General features: G+C 65.6%; 20 protein-coding genes. 12 read left to right on the forward strand and 8 right to left on the reverse strand.

Annotated features, from left to right (window positions below):
* Window positions 1–116: 116 nt before the first annotated feature.
* A complete protein-coding gene (locus FSZ13_RS00005) occupies window positions 117–2,207 on the reverse strand; it encodes a heavy metal translocating P-type ATPase (protein ID WP_145478483.1) in 2,091 nt (696 codons plus the stop codon).
* A 104-nt stretch (window positions 2,208–2,311) separates the two neighbouring features.
* A complete protein-coding gene (locus FSZ13_RS00015; protein WP_145477404.1) occupies window positions 2,312–2,710 on the reverse strand; it encodes a heavy metal-responsive transcriptional regulator in 399 nt (132 codons plus the stop codon).
* 217 nt (window positions 2,711–2,927) lie between these two features.
* On the opposite strand from FSZ13_RS00015, the gene FSZ13_RS00020 reads away from it, so the two are divergent.
* From FSZ13_RS00020 to FSZ13_RS00065, 10 genes are all read left to right on the forward strand, one after another.
* Window positions 2,928–3,998 carry a GlxA family transcriptional regulator gene (locus FSZ13_RS00020; protein WP_260844045.1) on the forward strand — a complete coding sequence of 357 codons (1,071 nt, stop codon included), beginning with the start codon at window positions 2,928–2,930 and terminating at the stop codon, window positions 3,996–3,998.
* A 96-nt stretch (window positions 3,999–4,094) separates the two neighbouring features.
* Window positions 4,095–4,928 (forward strand): thiol:disulfide interchange protein DsbG, encoded by an 834-nt coding sequence (gene dsbG, locus FSZ13_RS00025; protein WP_145477405.1) that lies wholly within the window; start codon window positions 4,095–4,097, stop codon window positions 4,926–4,928.
* 343 nt (window positions 4,929–5,271) lie between these two features.
* Entirely contained in the window at window positions 5,272–6,702 is a 1,431-nt protein-coding gene (locus FSZ13_RS00030; RefSeq protein ID WP_145477406.1) for a DcaP family trimeric outer membrane transporter, read from the forward strand.
* Window positions 6,703–6,715: 13 nt separating this feature from the next.
* On the forward strand, window positions 6,716–8,065 hold the full coding sequence (gene adiC, locus FSZ13_RS00035; protein ID WP_145477407.1) for an arginine/agmatine antiporter: 1,350 nt from the start codon (window positions 6,716–6,718) through the stop codon (window positions 8,063–8,065).
* Between the two features lie 22 nt (window positions 8,066–8,087).
* Window positions 8,088–10,376: an Orn/Lys/Arg decarboxylase N-terminal domain-containing protein gene (locus FSZ13_RS00040; protein ID WP_145477408.1), complete on the forward strand. Its 2,289-nt coding sequence runs from the start codon at window positions 8,088–8,090 to the stop codon at window positions 10,374–10,376.
* 26 nt (window positions 10,377–10,402) lie between these two features.
* Window positions 10,403–11,305: a cation diffusion facilitator family transporter gene (locus tag FSZ13_RS00045; RefSeq protein WP_145477409.1), complete on the forward strand. Its 903-nt coding sequence runs from the start codon at window positions 10,403–10,405 to the stop codon at window positions 11,303–11,305.
* A gap of 78 nt (window positions 11,306–11,383) precedes the next feature.
* A complete protein-coding gene (locus FSZ13_RS00050; protein WP_068852612.1) occupies window positions 11,384–11,596 on the forward strand; it encodes a ParD-like family protein in 213 nt (70 codons plus the stop codon).
* Window positions 11,593–12,357 carry a type I methionyl aminopeptidase gene (gene map / locus FSZ13_RS00055; RefSeq protein ID WP_145477410.1) on the forward strand — a complete coding sequence of 255 codons (765 nt, stop codon included), beginning with the start codon at window positions 11,593–11,595 and terminating at the stop codon, window positions 12,355–12,357. Before FSZ13_RS00050 ends, map begins: the two co-directional genes overlap by 4 nt.
* A 360-nt stretch (window positions 12,358–12,717) precedes the next feature.
* Window positions 12,718–13,785, forward strand: a complete 1,068-nt coding sequence (locus FSZ13_RS00060) for a hypothetical protein (protein ID WP_145477411.1) — start codon at window positions 12,718–12,720, stop codon at window positions 13,783–13,785.
* Between the two features lie 560 nt (window positions 13,786–14,345).
* Window positions 14,346–15,443 (forward strand): hypothetical protein, encoded by a 1,098-nt coding sequence (locus tag FSZ13_RS00065; protein ID WP_145477412.1) that lies wholly within the window; start codon window positions 14,346–14,348, stop codon window positions 15,441–15,443.
* Window positions 15,444–15,485: 42 nt separating this feature from the next.
* Here the strand turns inward: FSZ13_RS00065 and FSZ13_RS00070 are convergent, their stop codons facing one another.
* Both FSZ13_RS00070 and FSZ13_RS00075 read right to left on the reverse strand, forming a co-directional pair.
* Window positions 15,486–16,262 (reverse strand): LytR/AlgR family response regulator transcription factor, encoded by a 777-nt coding sequence (locus tag FSZ13_RS00070; RefSeq protein ID WP_145477413.1) that lies wholly within the window; start codon window positions 16,260–16,262, stop codon window positions 15,486–15,488.
* Window positions 16,259–17,383, reverse strand: a complete 1,125-nt coding sequence (locus FSZ13_RS00075) for a sensor histidine kinase (protein ID WP_145477414.1) — start codon at window positions 17,381–17,383, stop codon at window positions 16,259–16,261. Before FSZ13_RS00075 ends, FSZ13_RS00070 begins: the two co-directional genes overlap by 4 nt.
* A 189-nt stretch (window positions 17,384–17,572) precedes the next feature.
* On the opposite strand from FSZ13_RS00075, the gene FSZ13_RS00080 reads away from it, so the two are divergent.
* Both FSZ13_RS00080 and FSZ13_RS00085 read left to right on the forward strand, forming a co-directional pair.
* Entirely contained in the window at window positions 17,573–17,896 is a 324-nt protein-coding gene (locus FSZ13_RS00080) for a hypothetical protein (RefSeq protein ID WP_145477415.1), read from the forward strand.
* Between the two features lie 128 nt (window positions 17,897–18,024).
* Window positions 18,025–18,345 carry a hypothetical protein gene (locus tag FSZ13_RS00085; RefSeq protein WP_145477416.1) on the forward strand — a complete coding sequence of 107 codons (321 nt, stop codon included), beginning with the start codon at window positions 18,025–18,027 and terminating at the stop codon, window positions 18,343–18,345.
* 35 nt (window positions 18,346–18,380) lie between these two features.
* Here FSZ13_RS00085 and FSZ13_RS00090 read toward each other — a convergent pair whose 3' ends face one another.
* The 4 genes from FSZ13_RS00090 to FSZ13_RS00105 form a co-directional block, all read right to left on the reverse strand.
* Window positions 18,381–19,046: a hypothetical protein gene (locus FSZ13_RS00090; protein WP_145477417.1), complete on the reverse strand. Its 666-nt coding sequence runs from the start codon at window positions 19,044–19,046 to the stop codon at window positions 18,381–18,383.
* Window positions 19,043–19,333 (reverse strand): hypothetical protein, encoded by a 291-nt coding sequence (locus tag FSZ13_RS00095; protein WP_145477418.1) that lies wholly within the window; start codon window positions 19,331–19,333, stop codon window positions 19,043–19,045. The genes FSZ13_RS00090 and FSZ13_RS00095 overlap by 4 nt, the downstream gene beginning before the upstream one ends.
* Window positions 19,334–19,453: 120 nt before the next feature.
* Entirely contained in the window at window positions 19,454–19,759 is a 306-nt protein-coding gene (locus tag FSZ13_RS00100; RefSeq protein WP_145477419.1) for a hypothetical protein, read from the reverse strand.
* Between the two features lie 271 nt (window positions 19,760–20,030).
* Complete coding sequence (locus FSZ13_RS00105; RefSeq protein ID WP_145477420.1) at window positions 20,031–20,951, reverse strand: LysR family transcriptional regulator; 921 nt, start codon at window positions 20,949–20,951, stop codon at window positions 20,031–20,033.
* Window positions 20,952–21,063 lie beyond the last annotated feature (112 nt).

The following is a 21,063-nucleotide window of genomic DNA, read 5'->3' on the forward strand; positions in this document are numbered from 1 at the left end:
GATCGAACCGCCGACCTCCTGCATGCCATGCAGGCGCTCTCCCAGCTGAGCTATGGCCCCACGTCGTGAGGAGCGGAATCATAGCGACGCTTTTTTCGATTGGCAAGAAAAAAGTGTCATGCATTCGACACACGCTGATGACGAAGGCGCAGTGCATTACTGATCACCGATACCGAACTCAGGCTCATCGCTACCGCCGCCAGCATCGGCGACATCGTGATGCCAAACGGATACAGCACGCCGGCGGCGACCGGAATGCCCAGCGCGTTGTACAGGAACGCAAACCCGAGGTTCTGGCGCATGTTGCGCACGCTGGCCGCGGAGAGCTGGCGTGCACGCAGGATGCCGCGCAGATCGCCCTTGACCAGCGTGACCTGCGCGCTGGACATGGCCACGTCGGTGCCGTTCCCCATCGCGATGCCGACGTTGGCACTGGCTAGTGCCGGTGCATCGTTGATGCCGTCGCCGGCCATCGCCACGACGCGTCCCTGTGCCTGCAGGCGGCGGATCAGGTCGGCCTTGTCGGCGGGGCGCATCTCGCCATGGACCTCGTCCAGCCCGAGTTCGCGCGCCACTGCATTCGCCGTTGCGGTGCCATCACCGCTGGCCATCACGATGCGGACGCCGTCGGCATGCAGCTGTGCGATCGCTTCGCGGGTCGAGTCCTTGATCGGATCGGCGACCGCGATGAGGCCGGCGAGGGCACCGTCCACTGCCAGGAACATCACGCTGGCGGCCTGCTGGCGCAGGCGCTCGGCATCGTGCTGCAGCGCCTCCAGTGCGATGCCATGCCCGGCCATCAACGTGGTGTTGCCCAGCAGCAGCGCCTTGCCCGCCAGGCTGCCGCGCACGCCCAGGCCGGTGATGGAGTCGAAGTCCTGCACGCTGGCCAGCGCCTGGCCGCGTTCGCGTGCCTGCGCGACGATGGCCGCCGCCAGCGGATGCTCGCTGCCCTGGTCCAGGCTGGCGGCCCACTGCAGCACCTGGTCGGGATCGAATCCGGGCGCGGCCAGTACCTCACGGAAGGCCGGGCGACCCTCGGTGAGGGTGCCCGTCTTGTCCACCACCAGGGTGTCGATCGTGCGCAGCGCTTCGATTGCTTCGGCATCGCGGAACAGCACGCCGTGCTGCGCTGCGCGGCCGGTGGCGACCATGATCGTCATCGGGGTGGCCAGGCCTAGTGCACAGGGGCAGGCAATGATCAGCACCGCGACCGCGCTGAGCACGGCATGCGTCCACGACGGTGACGGTCCGAACAGGCCCCAGCCAAGGAAGGTGAGCACGGCCACGCCCAGCACCGCCAGTACGAAGCCGTAGGCGACCTTGTCGGCCAGGCGCTGCATCGGTGCGCGCGAGCGCTGCGCCTGCGCCACCAGCTGCACGATCTGCGCCAGCATGCTGTCCGCGCCCAGGCGTTCGGCGCGGATCACCAGGCTGCCGGTGCAGTTGAGGGTGGCACCGATGACCGCATCGCCCACGCCCTTGGCGACCGGAACCGGCTCGCCGGTGAGCATCGATTCGTCCACGCTGGAGCGGCCTTCCAGCACGCTGCCATCCACCGGCACCTTTTCGCCGGGCCGCACGCGCACGCGGTCGCCGGGTTGCAGCGCGCCGATGTCCACGTCTTCCTCGCGTCCATCCCCGCGCAGCACGCGCGCGGTTTTCGGCGCCAGGCCGAGCAGCGACTTGATGGCCGCCGAGGTCTGCGCACGCGCGCGCAGTTCCATCAGCTGGCCGAGCAGGGTGAGCGAAATGATCACCGCGGCCGCTTCGAAGTACACCCCCACATGGCCGTGCTGCTGGAAGGAGGGCGGGAACAGGCCGGGTGCCACCGTCGCCACCACGCTGTAGCCGTAGGCGGCCAGCACCCCGGTACCGATCAGGGTCCACATGTTGGGGCTGCGGTTGCGGATCGACTGCGCCCAGCGCTGCAGGAACGGCCAACCCGCCCACAGCACCACCGGCGTGGCCAGGGCCAGCTCGATCCAGACCCGCACGTTGGCCGGCAGTACGTGCAGCAGCGGGGTCATCGCCAGCATCGCCAGCGCCATCGTGGCGATGCTCAGCGGCAGGCTCCACCAGAAGCGCCGACGGAAATCGGTGAGCTCGGGATGCTCGCCCTCGTCCAGGCTGGGCATCATCGGCTCCAGCGCCATCCCGCAGATCGGGCAGGTGCCGGGGCCGTCCTGCACGATCTGCGGATCCATCGGGCAGGTGTAACGGGTGCCGGCCGGCACCGGGCCGGTGGCGCGCGCGGCGTGGGTGGACGCGCCGTGGGCGGAGCAGCAGCTGCTGTGGGTGTGCGGTGCGGTCATGCGCGTGGCTCCGCCAACGCGCCCAGGATCGGGCACTGCTCCAGGTCGCCGTGGCCGGGGCAGGCGTGCACCAGCTGTTCGAGTGCGGTGTGCATGCGTTGCAGTTCCGCGATGCGCTGTTCGATGTCCTGCAGGCGGTGCACGGCGGTATCGCGGACCTGCGCCATGTCCTGCCCGCGATGGTCGCTCAGCCGGAGCAGCTCGCCGATTTCGTCCAGGGTGAAGCCCAGCGCCTTGGCGCGGCGGATGAAGCGCAGCCGGGTCAGGTCGGTGTCGGAAAACACACGGTAGCCGCCTGCACTGCGCTGGGCGGTGGCGAGCAGGTGCTGGCGCTCGTAGTAGCGCACGGTGTCGATGGGCACGCCGGCCTGGCGTGCGAGTTGTCCAATGTTCACGGCGACCTCGCGGGAGAGCAGGGAGCCAGTGTGAACCCTGGAGTCTGGTCAAGAGTCAAGGGTTTTCCGGTCGGGGCGCGGATGTCGTTACCGAACCGATTTACAACTAGTTTCATAGCTGCATGTGAAGCCGCTCCGTACGCTCCTCTGGAATCGCCGGGAAGCCTTGATCCAGCAGGGTTTCACCCGTTTCAGCAGCCGTTCCAGGAGCGCCGTCATGGATGCATCTTTTCCCCCTTCTTCGTCGATGACGAAGCCGAGCTCGCCGACCCTCATGGAAGTCGCCGTGCTCGAATACCCCGGCAGCCTGCGCGCTGCCGCACCCGTGCTGTCCGAACTGGCGCAGCGCTGCAACCGCACGGCGGCGGCGGGCAAACGTACCGGCGCGCGGATGCTGGTGACCCGCTGGACCCTGTCCACGCGCGGGCACGGCATGCAGCGGGTAGCCGGTGCCGAGCTGTTCGGCGACGCACCGCCGGCGGTGATCGTGGTGCCCGGCAACGAGCCGAGCTGGCCGCTGATGCAGGCCGACGAGCGCACGCTGACCTGGCTGCGTGACTGCCATGACGCAGGCAGCCTGCTGGCGGGTTGCGAGGAAGGCGGGTTGCTGCTGGCGTCGGCCGGCGTGCTCACCGGTCGCTCGGTGAGCCTGCCCGACCTGTCGCGCTGCCCGTCGCTGGCGGCGGTGGTCCCGAGCTGGCAGCCGAGCGAGCGCGCGCTGGTGGACGACGGCGACCTGCTGACCGCGTCCGGTCCGGAAGCCTGGAAGTACCTCAGCCTGCGCCTGCTGGCCCGCATCTACGGGCAGAGCGTGATGAGCGCGGCCATCCAGCAGCTGCAGCTGGTCATCCCGCGCGGCGTGCAGGAAGACCTGGAACGGTTCAGCCCGAATTTTGCGCATGGCGACCGCGGCATCCTCAAGGCGCAGCGCTGGCTGCACAGCATCGCCGCGCGCGGGGTGACCCTGCAGGACATCTGCGACGCCGCCGGTCTGGAGCCGCGCACCCTGCAGCGGCGTTTCCTCAAGGCCACCGGGCTGCGCCCGATCGCATACTGCCAGCGCCTGCGCATCGCCAAGGCACAGCTGCTGCTGCAGGCCGGCGGCGCGGTCGATGAAGTCTCGTGGGCAGTGGGGTATTCGGACCAGAGCGCGTTCCGCCGCCTGTTCCTACGCATCGTCGGGGTCACCCCGGCGCGGTACCGTCGCCAGATCTTCGCCCAGCGCCGTGAGCGCACGCGCGGTGCACTGCCGCACCTGCGGGGCGAACCGCTGCGCCCGGCCGCCTGAGCGGCGACAGTGCGTTGCCCGTATCCGGCTGCAGCGGCGGTCGGATGCGACTACCCTGTGGGTCGTTCGTCACTTTTGCGCTCCCCAGGAGTTTCCATGTTGTTGAAATCCTCGCCCATGCTGGGCTCCCTGCTCGCGATGTCCCTGCTGCTCGGCGTGGCCGGCTGCAGCCAGGCCCAGCAACCCTCCAAGCCTGCGACGCCTGCGGCAGGCGGTGCGGCCAAGGCCACGGCAAACCGTCCGGCGGTGCTGCAGGGCATCGAGAAGCACGGGTTCGAAGTGATGGGCGAGTTCGACGCGCCGGGTGGCCTGCGCGGCTTCGCTGGCCTGGTGGGCGGTCAGCAGCCGGCCGCGGCGTATGTCACTGCCGACGGCAAGGCCGTTATGGTCGGCACATTGTTCAATGAGAAGGGCGAGGATGTCGGCGCCGGTCCCATTGACCGGCTCGTGGCCAAGCCGATGTCCGACCGGATCTGGAACAAGCTGGATGCCAGCGCCTGGGTTCGCGACGGCCGCGCCGATGCACCGCGCGTGGTGTACACCTTCAGCGACGCCAACTGCCCGTACTGCCACCGGTTCTGGGAAGCGGCGCGTCCGTGGGTGGACAGCGGCAAAGTGCAGCTGCGCCATGTGATGGTCGGGGTGATCCGCGAGGACAGCCCGGCCAAGGCTGCTGCCATTCTCGGCGCACCCAACCCCAGCGCGGTGTTCCTGCAGAACGAACACGATTTCAGCAAGGGCGGCATCAAGCCGGCGGCGAGCATCACCCCGGCGCTGGCCAACAAACTCGACGCCAACCAGGTGTTGATGGTCGAGCTGGGGTTCCAGGGCACGCCGGGCATCCTGTTCCGTGACGCCGAAGGCGTGGTGCAGCGCGTGTCCGGCATGCCGCAGGGCGAGGACATGGACAAGGTGATGGGCGCACGCTGATCGCGGCGTGACATGAATGCGGCGCCCCGGACGCGCCGCATTGATCTGCACCAACGCAGGCGCCACCGTGCGCCGTCATGCTGCGACGCATGAGGTTCTGTTGCATCCCGACGCAGTCACCCGCCACGTGGCGCTCCGACAGGGGTGCGCGTCATCGGCGTGACACGTTGACTTCACGATCCGGTCACCGCGCGATTGGTACTCAAGGCGCAGGCAAGCGCACCGAGTGCGCGAAACCCGGGATCAGGAGGGAGTCCCGCATTACCGGGTTGTCTGCCAGGGGGCGCACGCGCTGCGTTGCGTTCCCGGCGGGCGGTGTTGTCTGCGGTCCAGGGAGGACGTGATGCGTTGCTCTGTGCTGGTGCTCTGTATTGCCGTGCTGTGCGCGGCCCCCGTTCATGCGCAGGATTCGGCCGAGGCGTTGCGCCAGGACATCCGCGCCGTGCGCCAGACCCTGCAGGCGATGGAACAGCGCCTGGACGCGCTGGAGCGTGCCGAAGGCCGTCCGTCCACGTCGTCGCCGCCCGAGGTGGTCGCGGTCGCGCCCACCGCGATCGCCCCAGCTGCCACGCTCAGCCAGGCTGCGAGCACCAGCGTGCCCGGTACCGGGCAGGCGATCCTGCCGCCGCGCGATTCGGTCGCCGATCCTTCATCGGCCGCGTCGCGACCCGACAGCGCGGCGGGGCCGACCGACCCGGAGCTCAAGGGCTTCTTCGCCATTCCCAACACCGATACGCTGATCCGCATCGGCGGCTATGCCAAGCTCGATGCCATCGCCGATGCGCGCGCGGCGGGCGATGAGGACCAGTTCGTCACCTCGTCGATTCCGGTGGGCAGCGCGCACCGCGACGCCTCCAACTTCAACCTGCACGCCAAGCAGACCCGCTTCAGTTTCGAGGCGCGGCGGCCAACCTCGCGCGGCAACCTGCGTTTCTATCTGGAAAACGACTTCTTCGGCAGCAGCGACGGCTACCAGTTCCGCCTGCGCCACGCCTATGGCCAGCTGGGCAATACCTATGCCGGTTACGGCTACTCCAGTTTCATGGATGCCGACAGCCTGCCCGACACGCTGGACTTCGCCGGTCCGGGCGGGGCGGGCTACCTGCTGGTGGCGGGCATCCACCACAGTTTCGGCCTGGGCAAGGGCAACACCCTGACCGTGGCCGCCGAGGATCCGGACAGCCAGCTGGCCGGGACTACCGACGACACCATCGCCGTGAACCGGCTGCCCGACGTGACCCTCACTGCACGCATGGAGCGCGACTGGGGGCACCTGCAGCTCGGCGCGGTGGCGCGCAGCCTGGGCTACGACGGCGACCAGCAGGATGACCGTCGCTTCGGCGGCGGCGCACAGCTCAGCGGTTCGGCCTCGGTGGGCGAGCGCGACCTGCTGCTGTTCGGGCTGCTGGGTGGCAAGGGCCTGGCCCGGTACACCGCCGACCTGACCGGCTCCGGACTGGACGCGGTGATCGGCCTGGACGGTCGCCTGCATGCGCTGTCGCTGCAGGGCGGATTTGTCGGCTACACGCATTACTGGTCGCCGATGTGGCGCTCCAACCTGATCTACGGCCAGCTCACGATGGCGCGCAACGCCGCACTCGCCGCCGACGCCTTCCGTCAAAGCCGATACGGCGTATTCAACCTGATCTGGAGTCCGGCGCCGTCCTGGACGATGGGCATGGAGCTGCTGTACGGACAGCTCGAGCAACAGGATGGGCAGCGCGGCGACACGATGCGGCTGCAGGGCAGCCTGCAATACAACTTCATCAAGTAGCGGAGAGACCGTCATGGCGCAAGCGAAGAAAATCGGGGTGGTCGGTGCCACGTTCCTGGTGGCCGGCAACATGATGGGCTCGGGGGTGTTCCTGCTGCCTTCGAGCCTCGCCAAGATCGGCACGGCGTCGATATGGGGCTGGCTGGTCACCACCGCCGGCGCGCTGCTGCTGGCGTTCGTGTTCGCCAAGCTGGGCAAGCTCGCGCCCCGGGCGGGCGGCCCATATGCCTATGCGCGCGACTGGTTCGGACCGTACATGGGCTTCCAGACCAACACCGTGTACTGGTTCGCCAACTGGATCGGCAACGTGGCCATCCCGATCGCGGCGGTGGGCTACTTCAGTTACTTCTTCCCGATCCTGTCGCAGCCGATCCCGCGCTGCATCGCCGTGCTCGCACTGGTGTGGGCGCTGAGTTTCGCCAACGTGATCGGCCCGGCGTTCGTCAGCAAGGTGCAGACGGTGACCACCAGCTTCGCGCTGGTGCCGATCCTGGGCATTGCGATCTTCGGCTGGTTCTTCTTCGACCCGGCAATCTTCAAGGGCGCCTACAACGTGTCCGGCGAGTCCAACTTCGGCGCGATCTCCAGTGCGGCCGCGCTCACGCTGTGGGCGTTCATCGGCGTGGAATCGGCGTCGGTGACCGCCGGTGTCGTGGAGAACCCGGAAAAGAACGTCGCGCGCGCGACGCTGGCCGGGGTGTTCCTGGCCGCGGTGGCATACATCGCCAGCTCGTCGGTGATCATGGGCATGGTGCCCAATGGAGAGCTGCAGGTCTCCGATGCGCCGTTCGCGCTGGCAGCGGCCAAGGCAGTGGGCGGGTGGGGCGGGGCGGCGGTGAGCCTGTGCGCCTTCATCGGCGCCGCCGGTTCGCTCGGCGGCTGGATTCTGTTGACCGCGCAGAGCGCGAAGGCGGCGTCCGACGATGGGCTGTTCCCGAGCATCTTCAGCAAGACCAACAAGGACGATGTGCCGGTCAAGGGCGTGCTGATCGTGGCAGTGCTCATGACCGTGGCGGTGCTGGTCACCTCCACCTCGGAGACCGCTTCGGCGCAGTTCGACGTGATCACCTCGGCGGCGGTGGTGCTCACCCTGCTGCCGTACATCTACTCGTGCGTGGCCTGCTATTTCGTGGTGGAGCGCTCGCACACCCTGGCCCACGTCGGCGCGTTCTGGTTCCTGACCAGCATCACCGTGGTGTACTGCCTGTGGGCGATCTTCGGCTCCGCCGGCAGCATCGTGCAGTACGCCTTCCTGTTCGTACTGTTCATCACCGTGTTCTACCCGTTTTTCAGCGAGGAGCGCCGCCGCCAGCGTGGCCAGCTGCCGCCGCTGGACACCACGGGCAGCCGCACGGCTCCGTGACCTTCCACCCAGGAGAACTGCTGTGTACTTCAAGTCACTGGATTACCCGATCATCGTCATCGACGCCGACTACGAGTCCCCGCGCATCGGTGGCATCCTGATCCGTGCGTTGGTCGAGGAACTGCGCGGAAACGACCAGCGCGTGCTGTGCGGGCTCACCCTGGCCGACGCGCAGGCAGGGGCGCGGACCTATGTGGCCGCCTCGGCGGTGCTGATCTCCATCGATGGCACCGAAGACGAGCCGACCGAGTTCCAGCGCCTGCTCGGCTTCCTCCGCGAGCAGAGCGCCCGCCGGGGCAGCCTGCCGGTGTTCCTGTACGGCGAGCGGCGCACCATCGAGAAGGTGCCCAGCAAGCTGCTCAAGTACGTACATGGCTACATCTTCCTGTTCGAGGACACCAAGAACTTCATCGCGCGGCAGGTGATGCGCGCGGCTGAAGATTACATGCAGAACCTGCTGCCGCCGTTCTTCAAGGCGCTGATCCACCATTCCGCCGAATCCAATTATTCCTGGCACACGCCCGGTCACGCCGGCGGCGTGGCGTTCACCAAGTCGCCGGTGGGACGCGCGTTCCATCAGTTCTATGGCGAAAACACGCTGCGCAGCGACCTGTCCATTTCGGTGCCCGAGCTGGGCTCTCTGCTGGACCACAGCGGCCCGATCAAGGCCGCCGAGAATGAAGCAGCGGCCAACTTCGGCGCCGACCATACCTTTTTCGTCACCAACGGCACCTCCACCGCGAACAAGATCGTCTGGCACGGCACGGTGGGGCGCGGCGATGTGGTGTTCGTCGACCGCAACTGCCACAAGTCGCTGCTGCACGCGCTGATCATGACCGGCGGCGTGCCGGTGTACTTCACCCCCAGCCGCAACGCGCACGGCATCATCGGGCCGATCAGCCTGGACCAGTTCACGCCCGAATCCCTGCAGCAGGCCATCGCCGCCAACCCGCTGGCCAGCAGGGCGTACAAGGCCGGCTCCAAGCCACGCATCGCGGTGGTGACCAATTCCACCTACGACGGCCTGTGCTACAACGCCGAGAAGATCGCCGAGGAGATCGGCAGCGCGGTGGATTTCCTGCATTTTGACGAGGCGTGGTACGCCTATGCCGCGTTCCATCCGTTCTACGAGAACCATTACGGCATGGCCAAGGGCAAGCCGCGCGGGCAGGACGCGATCATCTTCACCACCCATTCCACCCACAAGCTGCTGGCCGCCTTCTCGCAGGCCTCGATGATCCACGTGCGCAATGCCGCGACCCGTGAGCTGGATGCCGAGCGTTTCAACGAAGCCTTCATGATGCATACCTCCACCAGCCCGCATTACGGGGTGATTGCCGCCTGCGATGTGGCCTCGAAGATGATGGAGGGGGCGGCCGGCGAATCGCTGGTGCAGGAGATGCACGATGAGGCGATCGCGTTCCGTCGCGCCATGCTGCACGTGCGCGAGGACCTGGGCCGCGACGACTGGTGGTTCAGCGTGTGGCAGCCGGACAAACTGGAGCGTGCGCTCGGCAAGGGCGACGCGCCGGTGCCGCTGGTGGCCAAGCGCGCCGAGTGGTACCTGCAGCCGGACGCGCACTGGCACGGCTTCGATGGGCTGGTGGAGGATTACGTGCTGATCGACCCGATCAAGGTCACCCTGTTGACCCCGGGGTTGTCGATCGACGGCGAGATGGGCCAGCTGGGCATCCCGGCGGCGGTGCTGAGCAAGTTCCTGTGGGCGCGCGGGATCACGGTGGAGAAGACCAACCTGTACTCGGTGCTGTTCCTGTTCTCGATGGGCATCACCAAGGGCAAGTGGAGTACCCTGGTGACCGAGCTGATGGCCTTCAAGGAGCTGTTCGACAGCAATGCGCCGCTTACCCGCGCATTGCCGGACCTCGCCGCGGACTACCCGGTTGCGTATGCCGGCTGGGGCCTGCGCGATCTGTGCGAGGCCCTGCATGGCTTCAACCGCGACTTCGGGGTGGCGCAGGTGATGCGGGCGATGTACGTGGACCTGCCCGAGCCGGTGATGACCCCGGCCGAGGCCTACGACCACCTGGTGCGCGGGCAGATCGAGCGGGTCGACATCGAGGCGATCAGCGGACGCATCGCCGGCACCATGCTGGTGCCGTACCCGCCGGGCATTCCCACCATCATGCCCGGCGAGCGGTTCGGTGCCGCCGACGAGCCTATCATCCAGTCGCTGCGCATCGCCCGCGAGCAGAACGCACGCTTCCCGGGCTTCGAGTCGGACGTGCACGGGCTTATCATCGACCTTGACGGCGATGTGCCGAGCTACAAGGTGGAGGTGCTGAAGACCTGAGCCGCGGCCAGGATCTTCGGCAGGCGATGGATACGGCACGCGAGCAGCGGATCCTCAAGTTTTCAATCGGAGTCACGGTGGCGGTCAGCGCCACCGGCTTCATCGGTGGCCTGCTGGTGGGGTCGCAGGCGATCCTGTTCGACGGTGTGTACAGCCTGGTCGACGTGGCGCTGACCCTGGTGGCATTGGCGGTGCTTCGATTGCTGGGCCGCGAGGGCAGCCCGCGCTTCCAGTACGGCTACTGGCACCTGGAACCGATGGTGGAGGCGCTGGGCGGCGCGATCCTCGCGCTGGCCTGCATCTATGCGTTGGCCAATTCGATCATCGGCCTCACCACCGGCGGGCACGTGGTGCGAGCAGGGCCGGCCTTGATGTGGGCGACCCTGTTGTGCGTCAGCAACCTGGGCATGGCCGCCTTCGTGCGCGTGCATGCGGCGCGGTTGCGCTCGCCGTTGCTGTGGCTGGACGTGCGCGCGTGGCTGCTCAGCGGCATGATGAGCCTGGCCGTGGTGCTGGCGTTCGCCCTGGCGCTGCTGCTGGAAGGCGGCGACCAAGCGCACTGGATTCCCTTCCTCGATCCGCTGGTGCTGGCGATCATCAGCCTGGCGGTGTTGCCGGTGCCGCTGCGCGGTGCGTGGAAGGCCATGCGTGAAGTGCTGCAGGTGGCACCCGACACCCTGGATGCGCGCGTGCAGACGGTGATGACGCAGTTCATCGCCGAGCATGGCTACCTGGGCTTCACCAGCCATGTCGCCAAGATGGGGCGCATGCGCTTCGTCGAGATCCACATCCTGACCCACCCTGACACGGTGATCGGCACCATCGGCAGCGTGGATGCGCTGCGCGATGAGATTGCCGAGCGCCTGGATGCGCGGGGGAGTGAGTTCTGGTTGACGATTGATTTCACCGCGGATCCGGCCTGGACCTGATGCCGCTGGGCTGAGAGGCCTGACAGTTCGATACGTTTCATATACGATACGTATATATCGATCTTTCTGGAGCTCCCCATGGGCATCGTCAACATTGATGACGAGCTGCACGACAACCTGCGCCGCGCCAGCGGCGTCTCCGGCCGTTCCATCAATGCGCAGGCCGGGTTCTGGATCAAGGTGGGCATGCTGTGCGAGATGAATCCGGGCATGTCCTACCAGGAAATCGTCAACCGTGAATTGCGGGCGGCCGGGGTGGATCCCGGTGCCCTGCGGGTGGCGGTCGCGTGATCAAGACGGTGGAGGAACAGGCGCTGATGCGGGCGTCGGGGCGCCTGTTGGCGTCGGTGTTCGAGGCGCTGGACCGGCTGCCACTGGAAGGCATGAGCACCCTGCACGTCAACGACTGGGTGGAGCGCTTCATCGTCGATGAGCTGCACGCTCGTCCAGCCAGCAAGGGGCAGTATGGCTTCGGCTACGTGCTCAACAGTTCCATCGACAACGTGGTGTGCCATGGCGTCCCTTCGGCGGACGATGTGCTGCGCAGTGGCAGTATCGTCAATCTGGACATCACGCTGGAGAAGGATGGTTTCATTGCCGATTCCAGCAAGACCTACCTGATCGGCGAGGTGGATTTCCAAGCGAAACGCCTGGTGCGCGTCACGCGCGAAGCCATGTGGAAGGGAATAGCGGTGGTGCGCCCGGGTGCGACGCTGGGCGATGTGGGCTTTGCCATCCAGCAGCACGCAAAGGCGCATGGCTACAGCGTAGTGCGGGAGTTCTGCGGGCACGGTATTGGCCGCGAAATGCATGAAGAGCCGCAGGTGCTGCATTACGGCAAGCGTGGCACCGGCATGGAGCTGGAAGCCGGCATGACCTTCACCATCGAGCCGATGATCAACCAGGGTCGGGCGGCGATCGACATGAGTGAGGATGGTTGGACCGTGACGACGCGCGATGGAAAGCTGTCGGCGCAGGCGGAGCATACGGTGCTGGTAACCGACACCGGTGTGGAAGTGCTGACCCTGCGCAGCGACGAACGCCGGGTGTAACGCCGGGACCGCAGGTACATCCGCCACCGTAGAGCCGGGCTCTGCCCGGCGGGAACATCCGACCCATTTGTAGCGCCGGGCTCTGCCCGGCAGGGACGTCCGACATGTTGGCCAGCCGGGCAGAGCCCGGCTCTACGCCGGGATAACACTTCCCGGATTATGTTTAAGCCTCACGGGGGTGAATCGCGAGCAGTGAGCTGCGCTCAACGGGCTTTGCGTTGCCGTGTCCTGTGCGTGGATTTCTGTTCGGTGCAGCCTTCGGGGCCGGTGTGCCGATTCGTCGTGCATGTCTCCCATGCTTGCGATCCAGTTGGTCGATGAATACTGACCGCAGGTTGTCCTACATGGGAGTGAATGACGATGAGCAGCGAAAGCCTCGAAGGCCTCGAAAGCCCTGAGGGCTTCAATATCGTGGTGAATCAACCATCGTTGAGCAGCGATGGGCCGAAGTCGAACAAACCTTGGACGTACTTGACCATGTTCAAGGTTACCTGTCAGGGAAGCGACAAGATACGTTGTCCCGTCTATGCAAATGGACGCCAGCAGATACCGATTCAGATCAACATCGAGGCGCGCGATGAGGATGGCGTGGTTGTAGATGTCAATCATGGCAGGCTTTATCTCAATCTAGTCCTGTACGACGACGTCGAGGTATTTCCCAAGGAGCTTGGGCGTTCTGGAAGCGAGAACTCCAAGTATATTTATCAGTGGCCAATAGGAAATGCACCCGCAACTGCATGCGAACTTGCTCATGGGTCGCTCCCGTTTGAGGACGTAGAGAGCACGCAAACGGTGATGCAGTTCGTTACCGCAAACAAGGTGGGCACTTACAAGCTCGGCGCACGTTGCAGATCGCCTGGGTGGGTTCTCTTCACAACAACTACGCCAAACCCTTCACGGGGGAAATTTGACAGTTGGCTGCTCATTGATGCGCGGGAGCCGGTTCCGATGCCCTGGGATGAGTTTGGAATGTCGCGCGAGGACGCCTATAACAGTAGAGAATGGGACCTTGATCTATACTACATTTATTTCAAGGACGTTAATCTCAGAATCGTGGATAGCGTCAGCTATGGATCTGCCGTCCACGACATGCCACATTACTCTTGGAACAAGGGCGGCAAGCAAATTCACCACGTCACCTATCGGGCAAATGAGCGCAGGATGGTGCGGCATCGTTCATGTGCAGATCCCAGTAACTATCTCAACTTCTATGTCAATTCGCGCGCGGGGCAGGCAACCGCGGCACGCGTCACGGATACGCGTCCATGCGGAAGTTTTCATTCCGATCCACGTGTGATGGGATACATCAATCAGTATGGAAACGAAAGCCGGGTCATGATCAAGGGTTCCTCTGACGGGAACACATTGCACCTGCGAGATCCGCACAGCAAAGACGAGGATCCGGTCGAGGGGGAGAGCGGCGAATAGGTGGACACGGCGGCTGCGGAAATCGAACCCTGACAAAGTGAAATGGAGCCTGTTCGATGTGTATGTCGGCATCCGTTGGAGAACCATGTTGGGCGTCTCGCCAGGGCCGCCCGGCTTGATCCGGCGCCCTGCGAATGAGGGTCTCCGAGATCAGGGGCTGCGGGGGGGGGGGGGGCAGGCGCTGATGCGGTCGTCCGTTGACCGAAACCTGCGTAAGTGCTGACCCGTCGCAGCGAAATCAAGCAGGGCCTGCGGGCACATTCGACCCCATAGCGCCGGGCTCTGCCCGGCCGAGACATCCGACATGGTGGGCAGCCGGGCAGAGCCCGGCTCTACGCCGGGATAACAGGTCCCGGATTATGTTGAAGCCTCACGGGGGTGAATCGCGAGCAGTGAGCTGCGCTCAACGGGCTTTGCGTTGCCGTGTCCTGTGCGTGGATTTCTGTTCGGTGCAGCCCTTGGGGCCGGTGTGCCGATTCGTCGTGCATGTCTCCCATGCTTGCGATCCAGTTGGTCGATGAGTTCTGACCGCAGATTTTCCAACCTGGGAGTGAGTGACGATGAACAGCGAAAGCCTCGAAAGCCTCGAATGCCTCGAAGGGCCTGAAGGTTTCAATATCGTGGTGAACCAACCATCGTTGAGTGTCGACGGCCCGAAGTCCAACAAGCCCTGGAAGTACCTGAGTAAGTTCCAGGTTACCTGCCAGGGACTGGAAAAGGTGCGCTGTCCCGTTTACGCAAACGGCCGCCAGCAGATACCAATTCAGATCAATATCGAAGCGCGCGACGAGGATGGCGTGGTTGTAGATGTAAATCATGGCAGGCTGTATCTAAATCTGGTTCTGTACGACGACGTCGAGGCGTTTCCGTCGGGGCTTGGTCGCTCTGGAACGGAGGATCCTAGATTCATCTATCAGTGGACCACCGAAAACTTACTGGCAACCGCAGGCGAATCTGAGCATGAGTCGGTTCCGTCCGAGGGCGTGGAGAGCATCCAGACGGTGAAGCAATTCGTTACCGCCAACAAAGTCGGGACGTATAAGCTTGGCGCTCGTTGCAGGTCCCCGGGGTGGGTCCTCTTCACAACAAACACGCCCAATCCTCCAGAGGGAAAATTTGACAGCTGGGTGCTGGTTGATGCGCGGCAACCGGTCGCGATCGGTTGGGACAAGTTTGCCATCACCAGCCCCAGGGATGCCCACAACAGTGGTCCCCTGGATGTCGACCTGTACTACGTGTACTTCAACGACAAGGATAATACAGCGTTGAGGATCGTTGACTCGATTCACTATAGTGCAGCCCCCGATACCTGCCATTACGCCTGGATAAAAGGCTCGTTCCGGATGGAACAGGCAGCTTTCAGGGCACTGCACAAGCGGCTGGTGACATACTCGTCGTGCGGCTACTCGGCGACCTTCTTTGTCGGTGAGCGGTCCGGAGCGGCAGACGTTGGTCGCATCCGCAACTCAAACGGCAAGCCATGCGGGAACATGAGCTACCACCACGGGCTGGTTGGGTACATCAATCAATACGGTAACGAATCGAAGGTTGTTATCAGGGCATCTTCGGACGGAAATACCATCTCTTTGGGTAACCCTTCCAGGCCGGACGACTCCGCGCCCCCCGTTGATGAAGAGGCGGGATCTGCCGACGCTTAAACCCGGTGCGGCGGTAGTGGCCCAGGCAGGCGGGGATAAGCTTCACGTTTCACGCGTCGAGACGAGCTTGAGGAACGCCTCATTCTGGTAGCGGCTCATGCGCAGCTGCTGGCCGGTGTCCAGGGTCACCACGTGGTGGCCGTTGAACCACGGGTGGATGGCTTTGACGCGGCGGATGTTGACGATGGCGGAGCGGTGGACCCGCGCGAAGTGGCGCGGGTCCAGTCGCGCGGCGAAGGCGGCCATGGTGCCGCGGTGTTCGTGCATGCCGCTGGCGAGGTGGATTTCGACGGTGTTGCGCGCGGCCTTGACCCAGATGATGTCGTCCACGTCGATCAGCACGACGTGTTCATCCACCCGCACCGGGATGCGCTGCAGGTAGGCCTCGCGCTGGCGCAGTGCGTCCAGTGCCTGCAGGATCTGCGTTGTCGCCTGTGCGCTGCTGCCGGTTGGTTGCGCCAGCCGCTGGCGTACACGCTGCAGGGTGGCGGCGAAACGCTCCCGGCTGAAGGGTTTGACCAGGTAGTCCACAGCGTTGGCTTCGAACGCCTTGACCGCGTACTGCTCATACGCGGTGACAAACACCGTGGCGGGCATGCGCTCGGCGCCGATGGTGGCCACCACGTCCAGCCCGGTGATGGCCGGCATCTGGATGTCCAGGAACACCAGGTCCGGTGATCGGTCGCGTATCGCCTTTACCGCCGACACGCCGTCGCCGCATTCGCCGAGCAGTTCCAGCTCCGGGTCTTCGGCAAGCAGGCGCACGATCGCGCGCCGGGCGATTGGCTCATCGTCCACCACCAGTACCGTGATGCTCATGCGGGCGCGGCCCCGGCCTGGAATTCGGGTTCATCGTCCAGCGCGCCGAGTTCGCGGAACGGCAGACGCACGCGGCAGGCGACGCCTTCGGGCCAAGTCATGTCCAGTCGTACGTCGGCGGCGTCGCCGTAGAGCTCCTTCAGGCGCAGCCGCGTGTTGGACATGCCGATGCCGTGCCCCGCCGGTGCGCCGGGAGTGGCGTCGAGCGTACTGTTGCGGTTGCGCACTTCGATGCACAGTACATCGCCGTCGCGGCGCGTTTCGATTTCGATCACATCGCTGCCGATGCGCTGCCCGATTCCGTGGCGCACCGCATTTTCCACCAGCGGCTGCAGCAGCAGGCTGGGCACGGCGCAGTCGAGCGTGTCCGGGGCAATGTAGGTGCGCGTGGTCAGCCGGTCCTTGAAGCGGATGCGCTGGATGCCCAGGTACAGTTCGATCAGGTCCAGTTCCTGGCGCAGCGGAATCTCCTGGCCGTCATAGTCTTCAAGGAAGGCGCGCAGCAGCTCGCTCAGCCGCAGCAGCATGTCTTCAGCCGAAACCGTGTCTTCGTCGAGCAGGGTGATGATCGCGTGCAGCGTGTTGAACAGGAAGTGCGGCTGCAGCTGCGACTTCAGGGCCAGCAGCCGCGACTGCGCCAGTTCGGTGGCCAGCCGGCTGGCCTCCACTTCGCGGCGTGCCTTTTCGGCCTGGAAGTGCAGGGCCTGCTGCAGTGCGAACAGGGCCCAGTAGGTGAGCAGGCCGATGGCGAAGTGCTGGGCCAGGAAGTAGCCCAGCTGTTCCAGGAAGCCGCTGGGCTCGAACAGGGTGGAGGCCAGTGCACCGATCAGCATGGCGCCGAAGGTCACCGCCAGGCTGGCCAGGATCTGCCGGCCCAGGCCAAGAAGGCGGCGGGTGGGATCGATCGGATAGCGCTCGGCCAAGCGGAATACCAGCGGCGCCAGCGCGGCCCAGGTGAGCCATTGGATCATCGCCCAGCGCAGGTGCACGAGGAACGGCCAGCTGTCGCCGTGCAGCCCGTCGCTGAGCGAGTGCTGCACGGCAAATACCAGCACCACGGCGCTCCACAGCAGCAGGTAGCGAGTCAGGCTGATCGAGGTGCTGCCAAGACGAACGTTCATGGCCGGTATCCGAAGCGCCCGGCACGGCGGGGCAGGGTCATCTTAGGCGTGCGGGCGGCTGCCCGGAAAGCGCCATGAGCACCCATTACGATTGGTCCTGCCGGGACGACGATTGGTCCCGGATCGGTGGCGGGCGCGTGCCCGGGCACGGCCTGATGGCAGCGAACCCCAACCGCCGGAGACGCCGCCATGTTCCCTGTCCGCCTTGCCGTCCTGTCCAGCCTGCTGCTCGCCAGCGCCAGCGCCACGCACGCCGCCGCGCCGCGCTATCTCACCCTGCTCAACCGTGCCCACGACAGCATCACCACCCTGGAGGTGGCCGCCGCAGGCAGCGATGCGTTCGAGCAACGACCGATCGATGCCATCGACGGTGGCGGCGGCAGCACGACGGTACGCCTGGGCGACACCGGCTGCCGCTTCGACCTGCGCCTGCAGTTCCGCAACGGACGCAGAGCCCTGTACCGCGACGTCAACACCTGCAAGGGCGACACCCTGGTGATCACCCCCCCGTAGAGCTACGCCCTGCGTGGCTGCCCCATCCGGAGACCGTATGCCCGGAGCGGCACCCATCGTCACCCCGGTCCGCTAGGATAAGCACGGCGTCATCAGGGAATGGCGCGCGTGGCGCTTTGGGACGGACCATGAAAGAACTGATCAACGTAGTGATGATGCTGCCGTTCGGGCTGATCCTGCTGTGCCTGCCGTTCAATGTGCTGATGCTGCAGCGGATGCGCCGGGACCATCCGCTGCTGTTCGAGGCGTTTGGCGAACCGCGGACGTTCGGGCCGGGCGGAGCCCATTGGGGCAACAGCGACTACACGCGCTTCCTGCTGCTCCGCACCCATCACGATACGCTGGATTCGGGCCTGCTACGACTGCGCGATATACAGTGGGTGCTGCTGCTGGCGAGTGTCGCCTCGCTGGTCGTCTTCGTGTTGCTGGCCGTTGCCGGCCAGCAATAACCGACGAAGAACAAAGGCAGCTCCACCGCCACCCTTCACTCGCGTGCGTTGCCGTTTGCTTCGAACCCGGCACGCTGCACCGGGTAAGGAACCACCTGCAGCTGGCCGGCCGCCAGCAGCGGGCGCAGGCGGGTGACTTCCTTGCCGAAGTAGATCGAGGCGCCGCCTGGACCGTACAGGGCGGTGGACTGCGAGGTGATCGTCCTGTCGTCCTTGCCTACCTGGGTCGGGTCTGGGCGCAGCAGCAGGTAGGCAGGTGCGCCGGGACGGGCGCGATCGATGAACACGCTCAACGAGTATTCGTTGCTGCGGCGGACGAACGCGGTGAAGGGGTGCTGCTTCACGGGATGGAAGCCGGCATCGAGCAGCTCGGCGCTGGCAGCGAAGGTGCCGCCCTCGGAAAGCGAGACACGGATGTCGATCTCGGTCTCGCCCTGCAGCCCATCCAACCGGTACAGCGCCACCGGCATCGCCGCCCCGTCGAGGGTCACGCAGGCCGCCACCTCGGCAAACTCGAGGCGGCGGGTGCGGGCCTTCTCTTTCGGCGTCAGATAGGTGAGGGGATGGCTGGCCAGTTCGGCCAGCCCACCCACGCAACCGGACTGGATGTCCGGGACCGATGCGCGGTAGACCTGGTGGCCGCAGGCGGGCAGCGCCGCGACGACGCAGGCCAGCAGCGCGACGCGGGCGCCTGGCTTCACAGCTGCTGGACCAGGGCGTCGCTGGTGCGGTCGATGGCGAGCTTGATGCCCTCCACGGTATCGACGCCGGCCGCTTCCAGTTCGTCGAAATCGGCATAGGCAAAGCGCCGCGGTTCCGGTTCCAGGGTGATCACCTTGGCCTGGTTCTGCACGTTGTTGTAGGCCACCACGTCGGTGAAGTAGTTCTGCTTGCCATCGCGGCTGACCAGGCGCGCGGCGACCTTCAGGGTCGGACGGTACGGCGCGTTGTCGCCCGCACCGGCGGCGGCGTACCCGACGAAGTCCATGTTGAGGTCGAGCTGGGCATCGGCCTGCGTGGTGCTGGCGTACTGCTTGCGGAGCCCGAAGCTGCCGCGCTGGGTTTTCGCATTGGGGCCGTCGACCAGGGCAGCCGGCCAGATCAGGGTCTAACCGCGCTCGCCCATGCGCTGGGTCAGGCTCTGCTTGAAGTACACGCCGGGGTCGAACTGCGCGGAGGCGAATGCCGCCTGCAGCTTGCCGCGCTTGTTGGCCATGTCGGTAGCGACCACGATGCCGCCCACCAGGCCGCCGATGCTGGCGCCGGGGTGGTTCATCATCAGCACGTCGACCTGATAGGGCTGGGCCGGCAGGACCACGATGGTCTTGATCGGCGGGGTGGCATCGCGGTTATAGGACTGCTGTGGTGGCAGGCTGGCGCAGCCACTCAGCGCGGCAGCGACGACAATACCCATGCACCAACGACGGAAAGCCAAACGCTTCATCAGATATCCCCCTGGATAATGTTGGCCCGGGAGAGTCCGCCACGCATGGCCATGCAGAACCTGCCGCCCCCGCGACGGGTCGATCCTCCCCCAGGATCCGTTCCGGAAAGTTCCGGGACCGGGCGAGATTAACCGAGCAGAATCGACCACGCCAGTGGGTGGTCGGAAAACCTGCTGCACTTGCGGCCGGAGTTAATACCTGTCATGTGCGGAGATAATCGGCTGCCTCCCCCTATGGCGATCAAGGGCGCGTGGTTACAGGCACGTGCACGGCCATCAGCGCCGCGACCCAGTCGACAAACACACGCAGCTTGGCGCTGACGTGGCGGTTGGGGCGGAAGGCGATGTGGAGTGGCATCGGGTCCACCGTCCAGTCGGTGAGGACGCGCACCAGTTCGCCGCGTTCGGCATGCGCGGCGGCCACATACTCCGGCAGCCAGAGCACGCCCAGGCCGGCAACGCCGGCGGCAAGGTAGGCGTTGCCGTCGTCCACCGCCAGTACGTACCGGCCGTGCACGGTGGTTGTGTCGTCGCCGCGCTGCAGGGTGTAAGGCATGACGCCGGCCCTGCGTGAGCCCCGGTAGCCGACGATGCGATGCGGCTCAGCTTCCAGCGCCTGCGGATGATCCGGCATGCCCACCCCATCGAGGTAGGCGGGCGCGGCGTAGAGCCCGGCCTGCAGGTCGCCGATGCGCCGCGCCACCAGCGAGGGGTCCGTAAGTTCGCCGCCGCGGATCACGCAGTCCACGTTCTCATCGATCAGGTCGACGTTGCGGTCGCTGACCCCGAGGTCGAGCTGGATGTCGGGGTAGCGGGCATGGAACCCGGGAAGGGCGGGGACCAGCAGGAAGCGCGCCAGTGGCGCAGGCACATCCACGCGCAGGCGGCCACGCGGATTGGCGGCGAAACTGGACAGGCTGGTCTCGGCATCGTCCAGGCTGGCCAGCAGCCGTGCGACGTGCTCGTAGTAGGCGGCGCCATCGGCGGTGACGTTGACCTGCCGGGTGGTCCGGTTGAGCAGGCGCACGCGCAGCCGCGCCTCCAGCTGCTGTACCAGCTGGGTCACGGTGGTGCGGCTCATGTGCAGGGTGTGCGCGGCCTTGGTGAAGCTGCCGGTTTCCACGACACGGGCGAAGGCCTGCATGGCATCGAAGCGGTCCATGGGGAGTTCCGGAAGCGGGATTGTTTGGATTCTACAAACAGTGATGGTCAAGGTGGGTTGTTTATCCGCGATCGGGCAGCGCCTACCTTGGTGGTCTACCCACAAAGGGCCC

This window comes from Stenotrophomonas rhizophila (genome assembly GCF_007667275.1).
GTDB lineage: Bacteria > Pseudomonadota > Gammaproteobacteria > Xanthomonadales > Xanthomonadaceae > Stenotrophomonas > Stenotrophomonas maltophilia_AE.